This window comes from Streptomyces sp. DH24 (assembly GCF_029813775.1).
Taxonomy (GTDB): domain Bacteria; phylum Actinomycetota; class Actinomycetes; order Streptomycetales; family Streptomycetaceae; genus Streptomyces.
In genome coordinates, this window is sequence record NZ_JARVKW010000021.1 from 96,914 (window position 1) to 117,098 (window position 20,185).

Annotated in this window: 19 protein-coding genes; 10 read left to right on the forward strand and 9 right to left on the reverse strand. The window is 68.9% G+C overall.

Annotated features, from left to right (window positions below):
* Nucleotides 1-4 precede the first annotated feature (4 nt).
* The 4 genes from sigM (at nucleotide 5) to trxA (ending at nucleotide 3,180) form a co-directional block, all read left to right on the forward strand.
* The gene (gene sigM, locus QC282_RS18705; RefSeq protein ID WP_279550618.1) at nucleotides 5-736 is read left to right on the forward strand and encodes an RNA polymerase sigma factor SigM; all 732 of its coding nucleotides are present in this window, start codon (nucleotides 5-7) and stop codon (nucleotides 734-736) included.
* A complete protein-coding gene (locus tag QC282_RS18710; RefSeq protein WP_279550619.1) occupies nucleotides 733-1,698 on the forward strand; it encodes a hypothetical protein in 966 nt (321 codons plus the stop codon). The genes sigM and QC282_RS18710 overlap by 4 nt, the downstream gene beginning before the upstream one ends.
* 135 nt (nucleotides 1,699-1,833) lie before the next feature.
* Entirely contained in the window at nucleotides 1,834-2,802 is a 969-nt protein-coding gene (trxB, locus tag QC282_RS18715; RefSeq protein WP_279550620.1) for a thioredoxin-disulfide reductase, read from the forward strand.
* Between the two features lie 45 nt (nucleotides 2,803-2,847).
* A complete protein-coding gene (trxA, locus tag QC282_RS18720) occupies nucleotides 2,848-3,180 on the forward strand; it encodes a thioredoxin (protein ID WP_003991504.1) in 333 nt (110 codons plus the stop codon).
* A 99-nt stretch (nucleotides 3,181-3,279) separates the two neighbouring features.
* On the opposite strand, the gene QC282_RS18725 is transcribed toward trxA, so the two are convergent.
* From QC282_RS18725 to rpmH, 9 genes are all read right to left on the reverse strand, one after another.
* Entirely contained in the window at nucleotides 3,280-3,897 is a 618-nt protein-coding gene (locus tag QC282_RS18725; protein ID WP_279550621.1) for a GNAT family N-acetyltransferase, read from the reverse strand.
* A 327-nt stretch (nucleotides 3,898-4,224) separates the two neighbouring features.
* Nucleotides 4,225-5,325: a ParB/RepB/Spo0J family partition protein gene (locus tag QC282_RS18730; protein ID WP_279550622.1), complete on the reverse strand. Its 1,101-nt coding sequence runs from the start codon at nucleotides 5,323-5,325 to the stop codon at nucleotides 4,225-4,227.
* Nucleotides 5,322-6,395: a ParA family protein gene (locus tag QC282_RS18735; protein ID WP_279550643.1), complete on the reverse strand. Its 1,074-nt coding sequence runs from the start codon at nucleotides 6,393-6,395 to the stop codon at nucleotides 5,322-5,324. Before QC282_RS18735 ends, QC282_RS18730 begins: the two co-directional genes overlap by 4 nt.
* 296 nt (nucleotides 6,396-6,691) lie before the next feature.
* On the reverse strand, nucleotides 6,692-7,411 hold the full coding sequence (rsmG, locus tag QC282_RS18740) for a 16S rRNA (guanine(527)-N(7))-methyltransferase RsmG (protein ID WP_279550623.1): 720 nt from the start codon (nucleotides 7,409-7,411) through the stop codon (nucleotides 6,692-6,694).
* A 122-nt stretch (nucleotides 7,412-7,533) separates the two neighbouring features.
* Nucleotides 7,534-8,046: a R3H domain-containing nucleic acid-binding protein gene (locus QC282_RS18745; protein ID WP_279550624.1), complete on the reverse strand. Its 513-nt coding sequence runs from the start codon at nucleotides 8,044-8,046 to the stop codon at nucleotides 7,534-7,536.
* A 15-nt stretch (nucleotides 8,047-8,061) separates the two neighbouring features.
* A complete protein-coding gene (gene yidC / locus QC282_RS18750) occupies nucleotides 8,062-9,324 on the reverse strand; it encodes a membrane protein insertase YidC (RefSeq protein WP_279550625.1) in 1,263 nt (420 codons plus the stop codon).
* 3 nt (nucleotides 9,325-9,327) lie between these two features.
* Complete coding sequence (yidD, locus tag QC282_RS18755) at nucleotides 9,328-9,681, reverse strand: membrane protein insertion efficiency factor YidD (protein WP_279550626.1); 354 nt, start codon at nucleotides 9,679-9,681, stop codon at nucleotides 9,328-9,330.
* Nucleotides 9,678-10,049: a ribonuclease P protein component gene (rnpA, locus tag QC282_RS18760; protein WP_279550627.1), complete on the reverse strand. Its 372-nt coding sequence runs from the start codon at nucleotides 10,047-10,049 to the stop codon at nucleotides 9,678-9,680. Before rnpA ends, yidD begins: the two co-directional genes overlap by 4 nt.
* 21 nt (nucleotides 10,050-10,070) lie before the next feature.
* Nucleotides 10,071-10,208, reverse strand: coding sequence for a 50S ribosomal protein L34 (gene rpmH, locus QC282_RS18765; protein WP_003956500.1), 138 nt, complete (start codon nucleotides 10,206-10,208; stop codon nucleotides 10,071-10,073).
* Between the two features lie 399 nt (nucleotides 10,209-10,607).
* Between rpmH and dnaA the strand changes: the two genes are divergently transcribed.
* The 6 genes from dnaA to gyrB all read left to right on the forward strand — a co-directional run bounded on the left by dnaA (nucleotide 10,608) and on the right by gyrB (nucleotide 20,167).
* On the forward strand, nucleotides 10,608-12,611 hold the full coding sequence (gene dnaA, locus QC282_RS18770; RefSeq protein ID WP_279550628.1) for a chromosomal replication initiator protein DnaA: 2,004 nt from the start codon (nucleotides 10,608-10,610) through the stop codon (nucleotides 12,609-12,611).
* Between the two features lie 1,085 nt (nucleotides 12,612-13,696).
* On the forward strand, nucleotides 13,697-14,827 hold the full coding sequence (dnaN, locus tag QC282_RS18775; protein WP_279550629.1) for a DNA polymerase III subunit beta: 1,131 nt from the start codon (nucleotides 13,697-13,699) through the stop codon (nucleotides 14,825-14,827).
* Between the two features lie 190 nt (nucleotides 14,828-15,017).
* Complete coding sequence (gene gnd / locus QC282_RS18780) at nucleotides 15,018-15,893, forward strand: phosphogluconate dehydrogenase (NAD(+)-dependent, decarboxylating) (protein WP_279550630.1); 876 nt, start codon at nucleotides 15,018-15,020, stop codon at nucleotides 15,891-15,893.
* A 95-nt stretch (nucleotides 15,894-15,988) separates the two neighbouring features.
* Complete coding sequence (recF, locus tag QC282_RS18785; protein WP_279550631.1) at nucleotides 15,989-17,110, forward strand: DNA replication/repair protein RecF; 1,122 nt, start codon at nucleotides 15,989-15,991, stop codon at nucleotides 17,108-17,110.
* Nucleotides 17,107-17,691, forward strand: a complete 585-nt coding sequence (locus tag QC282_RS18790; protein ID WP_279550632.1) for a DUF721 domain-containing protein — start codon at nucleotides 17,107-17,109, stop codon at nucleotides 17,689-17,691. The genes recF and QC282_RS18790 overlap by 4 nt, the downstream gene beginning before the upstream one ends.
* 415 nt (nucleotides 17,692-18,106) lie before the next feature.
* Nucleotides 18,107-20,167 carry a DNA topoisomerase (ATP-hydrolyzing) subunit B gene (gene gyrB, locus QC282_RS18795; protein WP_279550644.1) on the forward strand — a complete coding sequence of 687 codons (2,061 nt, stop codon included), beginning with the start codon at nucleotides 18,107-18,109 and terminating at the stop codon, nucleotides 20,165-20,167.
* The last annotated feature ends 18 nt before the right edge of the window (nucleotides 20,168-20,185 follow it).

Below are 20,185 nucleotides of genomic sequence, written 5' to 3' on the forward strand. Positions count from 1 at the left end.
TCCGATGGCAGATGACGACACCGTGTACGGCGGCGTCAGCGATCAGGACCTCCTGGCTCGCCACGTAGAGGGCGACACCGACGCCTTCGGCGAGCTCGTACGGCGTCACCGCGACCGGCTGTGGGCAGTGGCCCTGCGGACGCTGGGAGACCGCGAGGAGGCCGCTGACGCGGTTCAGGACGCCCTCGTCTCCGCCTACCGCGCCGCCCACACCTTCCGGGGCCAGGCGGCCGTCACCACGTGGCTGCACCGCATCACGGTGAACGCCTGCCTCGACCGGGCCCGCAAGGCGGCCTCCCGGAAGACCGCGCCGGTGGACGACACCGAGCGCCTGGAGACTCTGCTGGAGCCGCACGAGTCGGCATCGGCGCCCGCCGAGCGCAACGATCTGCACCGCCAGCTGATCGAGGCCCTGGGCACCCTGCCTCCCGACCAGCGGGCCGCACTCGTCCTCGTCGACATGCAGGGCTACCCGGTCGCCGAGGCGGCCCGCGTCCTCGACGTGCCGACCGGCACGGTCAAGAGCCGGTGCGCCCGCGGCAGAGCGAGACTCCTGCCGCTGCTCACTCACCTCCGTCCGGGAGCCGGTGACGACGAGAAGAAGCCGGGCGGAGAACGGAACCGGACGCAGGGGACATCCGTCCCACCCGCAGCGGGGTCGCATGGATCGGGCCCGCCGACGGGTAGAGGACCGAGCGACTCAGCTGCAGTGAAGGGCGGAGGTGGGCGAGCGTGACATCGACGGACACGGCCGGGCACCCGGACGTCGCAGAGATCTCCGACCTCACCGAAGGCCTGCTCCCGCCCGCACGGACCGCAGACATACGGCGACACCTGGACGCGTGCGAGTTGTGCGCGGACGTCCACGCGTCCCTGGAGGAGATCCGGGGCCTTCTCGGCACCCTGCCCGGCCCCACCCGCATGCCTGCGGATGTCGCCGGCCGCATCGACGCCGCCCTCGCGGCGGAGGCCCTCCTCAACGCCACCGCGCCGGACCCAGCAGAGACACCCGAAACGGCCCGGCTCACGGGGGCGGACTCCCCGGCCGAGCCGTCGCACGGAACGACCGACCGCGCTTCGGACGCCGACGAGCCCACCCATGTTTCACGTGAAACAGCGCCATCGGCAGACCGCCCCGCCGGGCATGCACGCGCTGCCACTACCGGCCCCGGCCGCAAGAACCGCAAGCGGGCCGGCCGCCGCAGGATCGCCGCCCTGGGCGCTGTCTTCACCGCTGCCGCTCTAGGGCTCGGCTCGGTGCTGCTGTCCACGCTCGACGACGGCAAGCAGTCCGACGACACGGCGCAAGGGCGGCAGTCCGCGCCCGCCGACACCTTCTCCAAGGGCAAGCTGGAGAGCCAGGTCGCGAGTCTCCTCGCCAAGGACAAGCGCGAGAAGGGCGGGCCCCGGACGCCGAACAGCCTCGGAGCGGAATCCGTCCCGGAGAGCAACGAGCCGAAGGTCATGAAGGAGCCCGCGGTACCGGGCTGCGTGCGTGAGGGCATCGGACGCAATGACGTGGCGCTGGCAGCCGAAGAGGGCATCTTCCAGGGCACCGAGGCAATGCTCGTGGTCCTGCCCGACCCTGCGGACGCCACCAGAGTCACCGCCTACATCGTCGAGGCAACCTGCGTGGACCAGCCGTCGGCATCCGCCTCGGCGAAGGTCCTCCTGAAGGAGACCTACGCGCGTTCCTGAGCCCCAGGCTCCGTCTCGGGGTGTGCCCGGCCACAGCGGGAATGCGCGCCCCTTAGGATCCGTTGGGTGGGGTGAGAGTTCTGAGGAAGGCTCCCACCGGACCTAACGACGCAGTCCAGAGACGAGGAATAAGCCGTGAGCGACGTCCGAAACGTGATCATCATCGGCTCCGGGCCCGCCGGCTACACGGCGGCGCTCTACACCGCGCGCGCGTCGCTGAAGCCCTTGGTGTTCGAGGGTGCCGTCACCGCAGGTGGCGCCCTGATGAACACCACCGAGGTCGAGAACTTCCCCGGCTTCCAGGAAGGCATCATGGGCCCTGAGCTCATGGACAACATGCGGGGCCAGGCCGAGCGCTTCGGTGCCGAGCTCATCCCGGACGACATCGTCTCCGTCGACCTGGCCGGTGAGATCAAGACCGTTACGGACACCGCCGGAACCGTGCACAAGGCGAAGGCCGTCATCGTCGCGACCGGCTCCCAGCACCGCAAGCTCGCGCTGCCGAACGAGGACGCCCTCTCGGGCCGGGGCGTCTCCTGGTGCGCCACCTGTGACGGGTTCTTCTTCAAGGACCAGGACATCGCCGTGGTCGGTGGCGGCGACACCGCGATGGAGGAGGCCACGTTCCTCTCCCGGTTCGCCAAGTCCGTGACCGTCGTCCACCGCCGTGACACCCTGCGCGCTTCCAAGGCGATGCAGGAGCGCGCGTTCGCCGACCCGAAGATCTCGTTCATCTGGGACAGCGAGGTCGCCGAGATCCAGGGCGACCCGAAGCTCTCGGGCCTGAAGCTGCGCAACCTCAAGACCGGTGAACTGTCCGACCTCGCGGTCACGGGCCTGTTCATCGCGATCGGCCACGACCCGCGTACGGAACTCTTCAAGGGCCAGCTTGAGCTGGACGAGGAGGGTTACCTCAAGGTCGACGCCCCCTCGACCCGTACGAACGTGACCGGTGTCTTCGCCGCCGGTGACGTGGTCGACCACACCTACCGTCAGGCGATCACCGCGGCCGGCACCGGCTGTGCCGCCGCCCTCGACGCCGAGCGCTTCCTCGCCGCCCTCGCGGACGAGGAGCCGGCCGAGCCCGAGAAGACCGCTGTCTGACCCTCTCTACCCGCCCCGCGCACCAACCAGTTAAGGAGCCCAGCCGTGGCCGGCACCCTGAAGAATGTGACGGACGATTCCTTCGAGCAGGACGTCCTCAAGAGCGACAAGCCCGTCCTGGTGGACTTCTGGGCCGCTTGGTGCGGTCCGTGCCGTCAGATCGCTCCGTCCCTCGAGGCCATCGCCGCCGAGTACGGCGACAAGATCGAGGTCGTCAAGCTCAACATCGATGAGAACCCGGGTACGGCCGCCAAGTACGGCGTCATGTCCATCCCGACCCTGAACGTCTACCAGGGTGGCGAGGTCGCCAAGACCATCGTCGGTGCGAAGCCGAAGGCCGCCATCGTGCGCGACCTTGAGGACTTCATCGCCGAGTGACGCCGTCGAGACGCCCCAGGCGCTCGCGGAGACGATGTTTCACGTGAAACATGAATGGGCCGATCCATCCGGGTCGGCCCATTCGCATGCCCGGTGCCGTCAGAGCGGCCTGAGCGCCGGCTCTTTCTGCACGGCGCCGAGAAGCCGGTCGATCGCCAGCTCCACGTCTTCCTTCCAGGACAGCGTCGACCTCAGCTCCAGCCTCAGCCGGGGATACGTCGGATGCGGCCGGACGGTCTTGAAGCCCACCGCCAGCAGATGATCGGCGGGCAGCACACAGGCCGGTTCCTTCCAGCGGGCGTCCCCGAACGCCTCGATCGCCTTGAAGCCCCGCCGCAGAAGATCCTTGGCGACCGTCTGGACCATCACCCGTCCCAGTCCCTGCCCCTGGTAGCCCGGCATGATGAACGCGGTCATCAGCTGAACGGCATCGGGCGAAACAGGGCTCGTGGGGAACGCCGTCGAGCGCGGGACGTAGGCGGGCGGAGCGTAAAGCACAAAGCCCACGGGCACATCGTCGACGTAGACGACCCGGCCGCAGGATCCCCAGTCCAGCAGGACGGCGGAAATCCAGGCCTCCTTCTCCAGTGCGGGTGTGCCCGCCTTTACCGCTGCCTCACCGCTGACGGGATCCAGTTCCCAGAAGACGCATGCCTGGCAGCGCTTGGGAAGGTCCTGAAGGTTGTCCAGCGTGAGCGGTACGAGCCGACGCCCCATGAAGGCTGTTCCTCGCTTCCTTCGCCCGCGGCCACACGGGCGGCCGTCAGAGCACTCCGTTCCTTGAGCAGACCGCCAAGGAACCCGCCGACCACGCCGAGCCCCAGGCCGGCGCTCACCAGTCCGGTGCGGCTCATCGTTCGCATGGCCCCTGCCTCCCTCTAGACGTACTGCCAGGTGGATGCGCCATACCGTTCGCATCGTATCCACGATGCGTTTCCGTCGATACCGACAGAAAGCAAAAGGCGGGCCGCTTTCCGGTACACACCGGACACGGCCCGCCCTGTCGGCCGGTGGAGCGGATTCACCGCTCCACCGACCGGTGACTCAGGACTCCGTCTCCTCCGAGTCATCCTCCGCCAGTCCCTTCTGCAGGACCGGTCCCTCACCGGGAGCGAGCGAGCTGAGGATCCGCTCCAGATCCTCCATCGAGGCGAACTCGACGGTGATCTTGCCCTTCTTCTGACCCAGGTCGACCTTCACCCGCGTCTCGAAGCGGTCGGAGAGCCGCGTCGCGAGGTCGCTCAGCGCCGGGGAGACCCGAGCGCCGGCCCTCGGTCCCTTGGCCCGCTGAGGCTTCTGCGGGCGGGACCCCATGAGGGTCACGATCTCCTCGACGGCCCGCACCGACAGCCCTTCGGCCACGATCCGGTGAGCGAGGCGGTCCTGCTCCTCCGAGTCCTCCACGGACAGCAGCGCACGCGCATGACCGGCGGAGAGCACCCCGGCGGCCACCCGACGCTGAACCGACGGAGACAGCTTCAGCAGACGCAGGGTGTTGGAGACCTGCGGGCGGGAACGACCGATGCGGTCCGCCAGCTGGTCGTGCGTGCAGTTGAAGTCCCTCAGCAACTGGTCGTAGGCGGCTGCCTCTTCCAGCGGGTTCAGCTGAGCCCGGTGCAGGTTCTCCAGCAGCGCGTCCAGGAGGAGCTTCTCGTCATCCGTGGCCCGCACGATCGCCGGGATCGCCTCCAGACCGGCCTCACGGCAGGCCCGCCAGCGACGCTCGCCCATGATGAGCTCGTAGCGCCCGGGCCCCATCTGCCGTACGACGACGGGCTGGAGGAGACCGACCTCCTTGATGGAGGTCACGAGTTCCTGCAACGCGTCCTCGTCGAAGACCTCACGCGGCTGGCGTGGGTTCGGCGTGATGGCGTCGAGCGGAACCTCGGCGAAGTGCGCGCCCATGGGAGCCGCAGGCAGCTCCACGCTCGCCGGCGATTCCTCTGTTTCACGTGAAACAGGTAGCTGAGGCAGCGTCGCCACCTTGGCCGCGGCCACGCCACGCTCGGTCGTCAGAACCGGTACGCCGACGGGCGACGAGGAGGCGGCGCCCCCCGCCGCGGCCGGAGCCACCGTCTTCTCTGTCGGGGCAGCAGGGATCAGCGCGCCAAGACCACGGCCCAACCCCCTCCGTCGCTCGCTCACTGAATCCCCTCCACCAGGTTCGGATCATTCTGTGCGCCGACGTGGGCGTTCGACGCGTCATAGCTGACGCCGGCGCCCCGTAGCGCGATTTCTCGTGCCGCCTCAAGATAGGACAGGGCACCGCTCGATCCAGGATCGTAAGTCAGTACCGTCTGCCCGTAGCTCGGCGCCTCGGAGATACGGACGGAGCGCGGGATGCTCGTCCGCAGTACCTCGTCGCCGAAGTGGTTGCGCACCTCGTCCGCGACCTGGGACGCGAGCCGCGTCCGGCCGTCGTACATGGTGAGCAGGATGGTCGACACATGCAGCGTGGGGTTGAGGTGGCCCCGCACCAAGTCGACGTTGCGTAGCAGTTGCCCCAGGCCCTCCAGCGCGTAGTACTCGCACTGGATGGGAATGAGAACCTCCTGGCCCGCGACCAACGCGTTGACCGTGAGCAGACCGAGCGAGGGCGGGCAGTCGATGAGGACGTAGTCCAGCGGCTGCTCGTACGCCTGGATCGCACGCTCCAGCCGGCTCTCCCGCGCCACCAGGGATACCAGCTCGATCTCCGCACCGGCGAGATCGATCGTGGCAGGGGCGCAGAAGAGTCCCTCGACATCGGGGACCGGCTGAACGACTTCCGAGAGCGGCTTGCTGTCGATCAACACGTCGTAGATGGACGGGACTTCGGCGTGGTGGTCGATACCCAAGGCAGTGGACGCGTTGCCCTGAGGGTCGAGGTCGATGACCAGGACACGGCCGCCATGCAGAGCCAGCGATGCGGCAAGGTTGACGGTCGTCGTCGTCTTGCCCACACCGCCCTTCTGGTTGGCGACCACGATGACCCGGGTCTGCTCGGGCCGCGGCAGGCCCTCGCCGGCGCGGCCCAGAGCCTCCACCGCCAGTTGGGCAGCACGACCGATGGGAGTGTCGTCCATTGGAGGCGGTGTTTCACGTGAAACATCCGCCCCCATCGACTCGGTACGGGGACCGGGGACCGGATCGGTCATCGGTCCCGCGATGTTGGCGTCGGACCGCAAGGATTCACTCTCCTCGACTTCAGGCTCGCGATGAACAGAGCCTCCCATGCCTTCGGGGTCGCGAACCAGTGAGGCCTGGCGTTCTGTGGAGAAATCCACCTCTGTGGACAACTCCGTGACCTCCACGGGGGACGGAAGGCCGTCAGAAGTGGAGTTTTGCTCACGGGATCCGAGGGATCCCAGAGGCTTCCGATCTCGGGGTTCGGCCGCAGCGCGGCCTCGACTGATGATGCCGTGCAACAGTGAGCGACGTTTCACGTGAAACACGATGCACAGCAGCCGAGACCGGATTGCCGCGACACTCCGGATTACATGGGTTTGGCAGCTTGTGTGGAGTAGGGAAGTCAGCCGCGACGGCGGCGCGCACGCCCCGTCCGGGCGGCCTTGGCCCGCTTGGCGGCGAAGCGCACACCGCCCGGACTCTCGCCCACCTCGACCCGCACGACGGTCGACATCGGATCGACCACGCCCTCACCGACATGAAGGATCGACGTCTCCACCGCACCGAGCTTGCTCAGTGCGGTGGCCGCGCTCTTGAGTTCCTCCTCGGCGGTGTCACCCTTGAGCGCGAGCATCTCTCCGTACGGGCGCAGCAGCGGGATGCCCCAGGTGGCCAGGCGGTCCAGCGGCGCCACGGCGCGTGCCGTAACCACATGGACCGGTGGGAGCTTGCCCATGACCTCCTCGGCACGACCGCGCACGACGGTCACATGGTCCAGGCCGAGCAGTTCCACGACCTCGGTGAGGAAGTTCGTGCGCCGCAACAACGGCTCCAGGAGCGTGATCTTCAGGTCCTCGCGGACCAGCGCGAGAGGGATTCCGGGCAGGCCGGCACCGGAGCCGACATCGCACACCGTCACGGCCTCGGGCACGACCTCCGAGAGCACCGCGCAGTTCAGCAGGTGCCGCTCCCACAGGCGGGGCACTTCGCGTGGGCCGATGAGCCCTCGCTGCACACCTGCCTCGGCGAGCAGCTCCGCGTAGCGGACCGCGTCGGCGTACCGATCGCCGAACACCTCACGCGCCTGCTCGGGAACAGGGGGAAGCTCCGCTGCCTCCGTCACGGGGGACCGTCCTTCCGTACGACGTCGGCGTGGACGCCGACACCAGAACCACCAGAACTATCAGGCTGACAAAGTTCGGCCCCGCCTGCGCAACAGACGGGGCCGGAGGAACAGGGGACCGTTCAGGCGGGAAGCACGACGACGAAGCGCTGCGGCTCCTCGCCCTCGGACTCGCTGCGCAGGCCGGCGGCCTTGACCGCGTCGTGCACGACCTTGCGCTCGAACGGCGTCATGGGGTCCAGCTTGACGGGCTCGCCGTTGTTCTTGGCGTCGGCGGCGGCCTTGGCTCCCAGCTCGGAGAGCTCGGCACGCTTACGGGCCCGGTAGCCCCCGATGTCCAGCATCAGCCGGCTGCGGTCACCGGTTTCCCGGTGCACGGCCAGACGCGTGAGCTCCTGGAGCGCCTCCAGCACCTCGCCGTCCCGGCCGACCAGCTTCTGCAGGTCACGGCTGCCCGTGTCGCTGATGATCGAGACGGAGGCACGGTCGGCCTCGACGTCCATGTCGATGTCGCCGTCGAGGTCTGCGATGTCGAGCAGACCCTCCAGGTAGTCCGCCGCGATCTCGCCCTCTTGCTCCAGGCGGGACAGGGTGTCTGCACCCTCGGCAGCGGCGGAGGTGGTGCCTTCCGTCACGGGATGGACTCCTTCTTACTTCTTGGACGGGGACTTGGGCCGCTGCGGACCCTTGCGCTGACCGGACTGGGCCTTGCTGCGGCCGCCGGATCCGGCCTTCTTCGCGCCGCCGGCGGGGGCGGGCTTGGTGTCCTCGGGGCTCTCGGACTTGGTCAGCGACGTCTTGGTCTCGGCCTCGGCTGCCACCTTCGCGGCCTGACGCTGGGCCTTGGTCTGCCGCTTGGGCTGCTGACGCCTGGGCGTGGCGCTGGCCGGCGTACCGTCCTCGGTCTCGGCGACGGCCGTGGCCTCGCTCTTCACGACGCTGCCGTCGGGCTGGGCCGCCAGGCCCGCCTTGCTCAGGCCGTTGATGAACTTGCGCTCGAACTCGTTGCGGTCGCGGCCCTTGGCGACGATGGCCTTCACGATGGCGCGCTCGCTGCGGCGGCGGACCTTGCCGTGGTTCGTGACGTGCTTGTAGAGGCGGTCCAGGTAGGCGGCCTGGGCCTTGGAACCCGGGGTCGGGTTGTTGTGGATGACGTACATCTGCTGGCCCATGGTCCACAGGTTGGTGGTCAGCCAGTAGACGAGGACACCGACCGGGAAGTTGATGCCGAAGACGGCGAACATGATCGGGAAGATGTACATCAGCATCTTCTGCTGCTGCATGAAGGGCGTCTTCACCGTGGTGTCGACGTTCTTCGTCATCAGCTGACGCTGCGTGTAGAACTGCGACAGCGACATCAGGATGATCATGACCGCGGTGACGATCCGGACGTCGGTGAGCGAGGAGCCGAGCGCCTCGACCTTCGACGAGCTGTCCGTGAACTTCACCGCCAGCGGGGCACCGACGATGTGCGCCTTCTGCGCGCTCTCCAGCAGACGCTCGTTGATCACGCCGACGGTGTCGTTCGACGCGATGCTGTTCAGCACGTGGTACAGAGCGAAGAAGAACGGCGACTGCGCCAGGATGGGAAGGCACGAGGAGAGCGGGTTGGTGCCCGTCTCCTTGTAGAGCTTCATCATCTCTTCGGACTGGCGCTGTTTGTCGTTCTTGTAGCGCTCCTGGATCTTCTTCATCTCCGGCTGGAGCGTCTGCATGGCGCGCGTCGCCTTGATCTGCTTCACGAACAGCGGGATCAGGCAGATGCGGATCAGGATCACCAGGGACACGATCGACAGGCCCCAGGCCCACCCGGAGTCAGCGCCGAAGAGGGCGCCGTACACCTTGTGGAACTGGACGATGACCCAGGAGACCGGTGTCGTGATGAAGCTGAAGAGGCTGGCAATCGTGTCCACTAATCATGCTCCTTGCGCATGGGACGAGGTCTCTGCGGCCGGGCTCGAGGGAGCCTGCCCCTCGGTGGCCGGTTCGGCGGCGGAGTGCCCGCCCTTGCGTGCCCGCCAGGCGTCACGCAGCATTTCGTGCCACCGCGGACGCTTGCGCGGCGGAACATGGTCCACCCCGCCGAGCGACCACGGATTGCACCGCAGGAGGCGCCAGGCGGTGAGGGCCGTTCCCTTGATCGCACCGTGCCGGTCGATGGCCGTGTAGCCGTAGTGGGAACACGACGGGTAGTACTTGCAGACCGGCCCCAGCAGCGGACTGATCGTCCACTGGTACAGCTTGATCAGAGCCAGCAGCGGGTACTTCATCGCGCGCCCCCTCCCAGCAGCCGCTCCACGGCGGCGTCCAGGTCTCGGGCCAGCTGTGCATGGTCAGCGTCACCCGCACCGGGCAGCGCTCGTACGACTACCAGGCTACCGGGGGGAAACAGGTCGACTCGATCGCGCATCAGATGACGAAGTCTGCGCTTCACCTTGTTGCGCACCACCGCGCCGCCCACGGCCTTGCTCACGACGAAACCCGCACGCGTCGGGGGAGCGCTCTCCCCAGGCGCGTGCGGGTCCGTGGCACCGCTACGAAGATGGACGACGAGGCTCGGGCGGCCAGCCCTGCGACCCCGTCGTACCGCGGTCGCGAAGTCCTCGCGCCGCCTCAGCCGGTTCTCGGTGGGCAGCACGACGTCATGACCTGACCGGGATCAGGCGGACAGACGGGCGCGACCCTTGCTACGGCGGGACGCGAGAATCGCGCGGCCGGCACGGGTGCGCATACGCAGCCGGAAGCCGTGGGTCTTCGCGCGACGACGGTTGTTCGGCTGGAAGGTGCGCTTGCTCACTCGGGGGCTCCAGTAAGAAATCGATGTTTTGCGGGTGCCGTCCTGGCTGTCACCGTGCGCCCACGAGTAGCTCGCGTTACGCCCGTGTGCACCGCTTACCGATCACCCGCGTGATCTGTGCCCATCGGAGGCAGGCGGCAGCAGCCATCGACAACTCGACCTGGTTACGGTACGCGCGGCTACGCCATTCGGTCAAACCAAGGGTCACTGCGAGACACTGTCCACAGCCTGGGGACAACAACTTGAACCGTAGCCGCCGCCCTGACTACCGTGACTGGACTCCGATTCGTTCCCTTGTCCCCTGCCCCAGCGGGTTTGCCCCCGCCGACCCTCCCGAATCACATCCCGACCCGTCCCGCGAACCACACGTTCGAGGGACCCCGTGAGAGAGCGTGCCCTGTGGCTGACGTACCTGCCGATCTTGCCGCAGTGTGGCCACGCGTACTGGAGCAGCTACTCGGTGAGGGCCGTGGCCAGGGTGTGGAGGTGAAGGACGAACACTGGATCCGGCGCTGCCAGCCGCTCGCGCTGGTCGCCGACACCGCCCTGCTCGCCGTCCCCAACGAATTCGCGAAGGGCGTGCTCGAGGGCCGCCTCGCGCCCGTCGTCAGCGAGACGCTGAGCCGCGAGTGCGGCCGGCCGATCCGCATCGCGATCACCGTCGACGACTCCGCCGGCGAGCCCGCGCCGGCACCCGCCCGCCCGCAGCCGCGCTACGACGAGCCCGAGCTCCCCTCCTCCGGCGGCGGCCAGGGCCGGGACGGCTACGACCAGAGCCGCGGCGACGGCCACGACCAGGGTGGCCGCGACAGCCGCGAGCGCGACGGCTACCAGGGATACGGCCGCCACCGCGCCGAGCCGCGCCCGTCCGGCGACCAGCTGCCGACCGCCCGGCCCGCTTACCCCTCGGAGTACCAGCGCCCCGAGCCCGGCTCCTGGCCGCGGCCCTCGCAGGACGACTACGGCTGGCAGCAGCAGCGGCTCGGCTTCCCCGAGCGCGACCCCTACGCGTCGCCGTCGCAGGACTCGTACGGTTCCTCGCAGGACAACTACGGCCCTCCCGGCCACGACGCCTACGGCGCGCCGTCCCAGGACGGATACCGCCCGTCCTCCCAGGACTCCTACGGCTCCCCGTCGCACGAGTACCGCCCGCAGCCGATGGACCGCGGGGGCTACGACGGGCAGCGGGGCGAGTACGAGCAGTCACGCGGCGACTACGACCAGCGCGACGCCCGCCGCGACCTGCCCGAGCCGCAGCCCGGCTCCGGGCACGTGCACCGCGGCGGCCCCGTCGGCCCGAACCTGCCGACCACCGGCGCGCCCGGCCCGCTGGCCGCGCAGCCCGCGCCGGCGACCGGCCCCGGCGAGCCGACCGCGCGGCTGAACCCGAAGTACCTCTTCGACACGTTCGTCATCGGCGCCTCCAACCGGTTCGCGCACGCGGCGGCGGTGGCCGTCGCCGAGGCGCCGGCGAAGGCGTACAACCCCCTGTTCATCTACGGGGAGTCGGGGCTCGGCAAGACGCACCTGCTGCACGCGATCGGGCACTACGCGCGCAGCCTCTACCCGGGCACGCGCGTGCGGTACGTGAGCTCGGAGGAGTTCACCAACGAGTTCATCAACTCCATCCGGGACGGCAAGGGCGACAGCTTCCGCAAGCGGTACCGCGAGATGGACATCCTGCTCGTCGACGACATCCAGTTCCTGGCGGACAAGGAGTCGACGCAGGAGGAGTTCTTCCACACGTTCAACACCCTGCACAACGCGAACAAGCAGATCGTCCTCAGCAGTGACCGGCCGCCCAAGCAGCTGGTCACGCTGGAGGACCGGCTGCGCAACCGCTTCGAGTGGGGCCTGATCACCGACGTCCAGCCGCCCGAGCTGGAGACGCGCATCGCGATCCTGCGGAAGAAGGCGGTCCAGGAGCAGCTCAACGCCCCGCCGGAGGTGCTGGAGTTCATCGCGTCCCGGATCTCGCGGAACATCCGTGAGCTGGAGGGCGCGCTCATCCGGGTGACGGCCTTCGCGTCGCTCAACCGGCAGCCGGTGGACCTGGGTCTGACGGAGATCGTCCTCAAGGACCTGATGCCGGGCGGCGAGGACTCGGCGCCGGAGATCACGTCCACGGCCATCATGGGCGCGACCGCCGACTACTTCGGCCTCACGGTCGAGGACCTGTGCGGCACCTCGCGCGGGCGCGCGCTGGTGACGGCCCGCCAGATCGCCATGTACCTGTGCCGCGAGCTGACGGACCTGTCGCTGCCGAAGATCGGCGCGCTGTTCGGCGGCCGGGACCACACGACGGTCATGCACGCCGACCGCAAGATCCGCAATCTGATGGCCGAGCGCCGTTCCATCTACAACCAGGTGACGGAGCTGACGAACCGCATCAAGGCGGGCTGACGGCCGCGGAGTTATGCCTTTGAAGGCGCCCCTGGAGGAGATCCGGGGGCGCCTTTCCCGTACCGCGCGATCCCGCCGCCGTGACGGCACCCCTGGCTGCCTGGCCCGGGCGACCGGCCCGGGCACCAGCCCGACGGCCACCATGACGGCCACTGGACGCTCCATGACACCTGCCGGGCGCCCCTGGCACCCACGGGACGTCCCTGACAGCCGCCGGAACGTCCTCCGGCCGTCGCCGAGACCCCCTCCGGTCGCCGTCGCGCTGCCCCTGCCGCGCCCGCTCGGGTCTCGACGCCGTGACCCCCTGTTCGATTAGCCGCCGGGTTACGGTCTCCCTCCACAGTCTCGGCGACTTTCTCGCGTCCACATGCTGGGGACCGGGAAGTTGTCCCGATCCTGTCCACAGGGCACGGTGGTGAAAGATCATCAGGCCAGGTCAACCGCCTGTGGATTGGTGGACGGACGATCTCCACAGCTTGTGGACGAAGAGTTGGTCCACAGGCTGTGCACGGAGTTGTCCACGGGCAACCCACAGGCCGGGGCCGGTTGTCCCCAGTGATCGCGGGCTTCTCCACATGCCTGTCCACTGTTCGGCAACGCGACGCGTCTCCTCACCGGGTCGAGTGAAAGGCGTCACACAAAGGTGCCGGGTTGGGCTGTGGGAAAGGTGGGTAAAGCTGGGGACGGCACTGGGGAGAACTCGCCCGGTCCTGTGCACGGGGTGTGCAGAACTTTCCGTTCTCCACAGAAACCCCTGGTTGTCCACCGCCGCCGCCCACAGGACCCGTGGACAAAATTGTGGCCCTGAGCTGGGAAAACGTGGTTATCCACGGTATCCACAGGCCCTACTACTACTCCCGACCATAGAGAGCCAGGAATTCGTTTCGAAGCGGGTCCTGTGCACAACTCGCCGTCTCGAGCCCGGCTGCCCGTCGGTACGACTTGACCCCGAGGGGCACCTACTGTCAGTGCGGTGCGTCAGACTGGTCCCCGGTGTCCTTCCCGTCACAGGAGACGACGACACCGAGACAGACGACGAAGGCGAAGCAGGGCGAGAACGCCGGCAACAGCAGGAGGCGGCTTAGGTGAAGATCCGGGTGGAACGCGACGTACTCGCGGAGGCAGTGGCCTGGGCGGCGCGCAGCCTCCCGGCCCGTCCGCCGGCGCCTGTCCTCGCCGGCCTGCTCCTGAAGGCCGAGGACGGGGCGCTGAGCCTGTCCAGCTTCGACTACGAGGTCTCGGCGCGGGTGTCCGTGGAGGCGGAGGTCGAGGAGGACGGCACGGTGCTCGTCTCCGGCCGCCTGCTCGCCGACATCTCGCGCGCCCTCCCCAACCGGCCGGTGGAGATTTCCACAGACGGTGTACGGGCGACGGTGGTGTGCGGCTCCTCGCGGTTCACACTCCACACCCTCCCTGTGGAGGAGTACCCGGCCCTGCCCCAGATGCCGAACGCGACGGGCACGGTCCCGGGCGAGGTCTTCGCGTCGGCCGTGCAGCAGGTCGCCATCGCCGCCGGCCGCGACGACACGCTCCCCGTCCTCACCGGTGTCCGCATCGAGATCGAGGGCGACACGGTGACGCTGGCGTCCACCGACCGCTACCGCTTCGCGGTCCGCGAGTTCCTGTGGAAGCCGGAGAACCCGGAGGCGTCCGCGGTCGCCCTGGTGCCCGCCAAGACCCTGCTGGACACGGCCAAGGCGCTGACCAGCGGCGACCAGGTGACCCTTGCGCTGTCCGGCTCGGGCGCCGGTGAGGGCCTGATCGGTTTCGAGGGCGCCGGCCGCCGCACGACGACGCGTCTGCTGGAGGGCGACCTCCCGAAGTACCGCACGCTGTTCCCGACGGAGTTCAACAGCGTCGCCGTCATCGAGACCGCGCCCTTCGTGGAGGCCGTCAAGCGCGTGTCCCTCGTCGCCGAGCGCAACACCCCGGTGCGGCTCAGCTTCGAGCAGGGCGTGCTCATCCTGGAGGCCGGCTCCAGTGACGACGCACAGGCTGTGGAAAGGGTCGACGCCCAGCTGGAGGGCGACGACATCTCGATCGCCTTCAACCCGACCTTCCTGCTGGACGGCCTGAGCGCGATCGACTCGCCGGTGGCCCAGCTGTCGTTCACGACGTCCACGAAGCCCGCGCTGCTGAGCGGCAAGCCAGCGCTGGACGCCGAGGCGGACGAGGCCTACAAGTACCTGATCATGCCGGTGCGCCTCAGCGGCTGACGACGGTCCCGGCCGGTTGTCCACAGCGCCCCCGGGCCGGTGGACAACCGGGCCCACCGGGCGAAGCCGCAGGTCGGGGCGTACGTATGAGCGCGTATGCCCACAGGTGTGCGTCACCGTCCGGGTTTAGGCTCGGACACAGGTACGGAAGTGCCGTAACGCCACCTCGCACACCTTAAGGACGCAACTGATGGAGCTCGGTCTCGTCGGCCTCGGCAAGATGGGCGGCAACATGCGCGAGCGGATCCGCCGCGCGGGCCACACCGTCGTCGGATACGACCGCAACCCGGACCTCGCCGATGTCCACAGCCTCGAAGAGCTTGTGGGCAAGCTCAAGGGCCCGCGCGTGGTCTGGGTGATGGTCCCCGCCGGCGAGGCCACCCAGTCCACGATCGACGAGCTCGCGGAGCTGCTGGAGCCCGGCGACGTGGTCGTGGACGGCGGCAACTCCCGCTGGACCGACGACGAGAAGCACGCCGGGGAGCTGGCCGCCAAGGGCATCGGCTTCGTCGACTGCGGCGTCTCCGGCGGCGTCTGGGGCCTGGAGAACGGCTACGCGCTGATGTACGGCGGCGACGCGGAGAACGTCGCCAAGGTGCAGCCGGTCTTCGACGCGCTCAAGCCGGAGGGCGACTTCGGCTCGGTGCACGCCGGCAAGGTCGGCGCCGGGCACTTCGCCAAGATGGTCCACAACGGCATCGAGTACGCCATGATGCAGGCCTACGCCGAGGGCTGGGAACTGCTGGAGAAGGTCGACTCCGTGACCGACGTCCGGGAGGTCTTCCGCTCCTGGCAGGAGGGCACCGTCATCCGCTCCTGGCTGCTCGACCTCGCGGTCAACGCCCTCGACGAGGACGAGCACCTCGACAAGCTCCGGGGCTACGCACAGGACTCCGGCGAGGGACGCTGGACCGTGGAGGCCGCGATCGACAACGCGGTGCCGCTGCCCGCGATCACCGCCTCCCTCTTCGCGCGGTTCGCCTCCCGGCAGGACGACTCGCCGCAGATGAAGATGATCGCGGCGCTGCGCAACCAGTTCGGCGGCCACGCGGTCGAGAAGAAGTAGTCCACGGTCCCCGGCCGGCCCGGCAGCCCAGCTGCCACCGGCCGGGGCACAGCAAGCAGTCACCTAGAGGTTCTGGGGGAGGTCGGCGAACGATCATGCACGTCACGCATCTGTCGCTGGCCGACTTCCGTTCCTACCCCCGGGTCGAGGTCCCGCTCGACCCGGGCGTGACCGCGTTCGTCGGGCCCAACGGTCAAGGCAAGACGAACCTCGTCGAGGCGGTCGGCTATCTCGCCACCCTCGGCAGCCACCGCGTCTCCTCCGACGCGCCGCTGGTCCGCATGGGCGCCGACCGCGCGATCATCCGCGCCCAGGTCCGGCAGGGCGAGCGGCACCAACTGGTCGAGCTGGAGCTGAACCCGGGCCGCGCCAACCGCGCCCGCATCAACCGGTCCACGCAGGTCAGACCGCGCGACGTGCTCGGCATCGTACGGACCGTGCTGTTCGCGCCCGAGGACCTCGCCCTGGTCAAGGGCGACCCCGGTGAGCGCCGCCGCTTCCTCGACGAGCTGATCACGGCCCGCTCACCGCGTATGGCGGGCGTCCGCTCCGACTACGACCGCGTCCTCAGGCAGCGCAACACCCTGCTGAAGTCGGCCGCGCTGGCCCGCCGGCACGGCGGTCGCACCATGGACCTGTCCACCCTCGACGTCTGGGACCAGCACCTGGCCCGCGCGGGCGCCGAACTGCTCGCCCAGCGTCTCGACCTGATCGCCACGATCCAGCCGCTCGCCGACAAGGCGTACGAGCAACTGGCCCCCGGCGGCGGCCCGGTCGCCCTGGAGTACAAGCCGTCCGCCCCGGGCGAGGCACACACGCGTGACGACCTCTACGAGCAGCTCATGGCGGCGCTCGCCGAGGCGCGCAAGCAGGAGATCGAGCGGGGCGTCACGCTGGTCGGCCCGCACCGGGACGACCTGCTGCTCAAGCTCGGCCAGCTGCCCGCGAAGGGCTACGCCTCGCACGGCGAGTCCTGGTCCTACGCGCTCGCCCTGCGGCTGGCCTCCTACGACCTGCTGCGCGCCGAGGGCAACGAGCCGGTGCTCGTCCTGGACGACGTGTTCGCCGAGCTGGACACCCGCCGCCGCGAGCGCCTCGCCGAACTGGTCGCGCCCGGCGAGCAGGTGCTGGTGACCGCCGCGGTCGACGACGACGTTCCGCACGTACTGGCGGGGGCGCGGTTCGCGGTGGCCGAGGGGACCGTGGAGCGCGTATGAGCGAGAACCTCCCGGGGAGCCCGCCCGAGAACGCGGCCGGAGCTCCCGGAAGCAAGCCCGGGAGCGCCCCGGCGAAGGCAGCCGAGCCGTCCGGCGTCGACCTCGCGCGCGTGGCGCTGCGGGCGGCGAAGGAGGCGGCACGCGCGCGTGGCGACGCGGCGCGGCAGAAGAAGCAGGCGCGGCGCGGCGGTCTGCGCTCCGGCGCGCGCGCCGATGGCCGCGATCCGATGGCGCTCGGCGCGGCCATCAACCGGCTGATCACCGAGCGGGGCTGGGAGGCACCGGCCGCGGTGGGCGGCGTGATGGGCCGCTGGCCGCAGATCGTCGGCGAGGACGTCGCCAAGCACTGCGTACCGGAGCGGTACGACGAGGACGAGCGGGTCCTGGTCGTGCGGTGCGACTCCACGGCCTGGGCGACGAACCTGCGGCTGCTCGCCCCGACGCTGGTGGCCCGGCTCAACGAGGATCTCGGCCACGGAACGGTGCGTCTGATCAAGGTCAACGGCCCCGGCGGCAGTGCCCGTCGCTACGGTCCTCTGCGCGCCCCGGGCAGCACGGGACCCGGCGACACCTATGGGTGACAGAGATCACACAGAAGGCCGCTGAACGGGCCTTTCCACCCCTCCCGGCGGCCTCCGGAGTGCCGTCGCACGCGGTTGCGCGTGCCGACCTGACTTCCAAGTAGCCAAGGGTTGACACCCGGAAGCGCTGAGTGCCGTTGTGAGCCTCTTGGAGCCCCCATCCACATATCGGGAGTCGGGCGAGTCCGGTTCAGGGCGGCACATGAGGACTCAGGGACCGGCAAACCCCCATCGGTGTCAGTGCTACCGGTAGACTGGAAGGCAATCCCGCCCCAATCGTGGGGACCGTCCGGGAAAAGCTGAGCAACGCTGATCAAGGCTTACCAACGCAACATGCCGCAGCCGCTCCGGCAACCCTCCCCCGGAGGGGGCACCCAGAGGAGCCTGGCTCGTGCTGTGCCAGAAAGGGCGCTTCGTGGCCGATTCCGGCAACCCCAACGAGAACATCCCGTCCACCGACACCGGCGTGAACGACGCGGCGAGCTCCTCGAACGGCGAGGCCGCGGTTTCGTACGACGCCAGTGCCATCACCGTCCTCGAGGGTCTGGACGCGGTCCGCAAGCGACCCGGCATGTACATCGGTTCGACCGGTGAGCGAGGACTGCACCACCTCGTGCAGGAGGTCGTCGACAACTCCGTCGACGAGGCGCTGGCCGGCCACGCGGACACGATCGACGTGACGATCCTCGCGGACGGCGGCGTCCGGGTCGTCGACAACGGCCGCGGCATCCCGGTGGACATGCACCCGGTCGAGAAGAAGCCGGCCGTCGAGGTCGTCCTGACGGTGCTGCACGCGGGCGGCAAGTTCGGCGGCGGCGGCTACGCGGTCTCCGGCGGTCTGCACGGCGTCGGCGTCTCCGTCGTGAACGCCCTGTCGACCAAGGTTTCCGTCGAGATCAAGCGCGACGGCTTCCGCTGGACGCAGGACTACAAGATGGGCGTGCCGACCGCCCCGCTCGCGAAGCACGAGGCGGTCGAGGACTCCGGCACGACGGTCACCTTCTGGGCCGACCCGGACATCTTCGAGACCACCGAGTACTCCTTCGAGACGCTGGCGCGGCGTTTCCAGGAGATGGCGTTCCTCAACAAGGGCCTGACGATCAAGCTCACCGACGAGCGCGAGTCCGCCAAGGCCGTGACCGGTGCCGACGAGGCCGGTGCGGACGAGAAGGACGAGGTCAAGACCGTCACGTACCACTACGAGGGCGGCATCGTCGACTTCGTGAAGTACCTGAACTCCCGCAAGGGAGAGCTGGTGCACCCCTCCGTCATCGACATCGAGGCCGAGGACAGGGACCGGCTGCTCTCCCTCGAAGTCGCGATGCAGTGGAACAACGGCTACAGCGAGGGCGTGTACTCCTTCGCCAACACCATCCACACGCACGAGGGCGGCACGCACGAAGAGGGCTTCCGCTCGGCGCTCACCAACCTGATCAACAAGTACGCGCGCGAGAAGAAGCTGCTGCGCGAGAAGGACGACAACCTCACGGGCGACGACATCCGCGAGGGTCTGACCGCGATCATCTCGGTCAAGCTGGGCGAGCCGCAGTTCGAGGGCCAGACCAAGACCAAGCTGGGCAACACCGAGGCGAAGACGTTCGTCCAGAAGGTCGTCTACGAGCACCTCAACGACTGGCTCGACCGCAACCCGAACGAGGCCGCGGACATCGTCCGCAAGGGCATCCAGGCGGCCACCGCGCGCGTGGCGGCCCGCAAGGCGCGCGACCTGACCCGCCGCAAGGGCCTGCTGGAGTCGGCGTCCCTGCCGGGCAAGCTGTCCGACTGCCAGTCGAACGACCCGCACAAGTGCGAGATCTTCATCGTCGAGGGCGACTCCGCCGGCGGCTCGGCCAAGTCCGGCCGCAACCCGCAGTACCAGGCGATCCTCCCGATCCGCGGCAAGATCCTCAACGTCGAGAAGGCGCGCATCGACCGCATCCTGCAGAACCAGGAGATCCAGGCGATGATCTCCGCGTTCGGCACGGGCGTGCACGAGGACTTCGACATCGAGAAGCTCCGCTATCACAAGATCATCCTGATGGCGGACGCCGACGTCGACGGCCAGCACATCAACACCCTGCTGCTGACCTTCCTGTTCCGCTTCATGCGGCCGCTGGTCGAGGCCGGCCACGTGTACCTGTCCCGCCCGCCGCTCTACAAGATCAAGTGGGGCAAGGACGACTTCGAGTACGCGTACTCCGACCGCGAGCGCGACGCGCTGATCGAGATGGGCCGCAACGCCGGCAAGCGCATCCGCGAGGACTCGGTCCAGCGCTTCAAGGGTCTCGGTGAGATGAACGCCGAGGAACTGCGCATCACGACCATGGACCAGGAGCACCGCGTCCTCGGCCAGGTCACCCTCGACGACGCCGCCCAGGCCGACGACCTGTTCTCGGTCCTGATGGGCGAGGACGTCGAGGCACGCCGCGCGTTCATCCAGCGCAACGCCAAGGACGTCCGCTTCCTCGACATCTGAGTCGGTCTCAGCTGACCG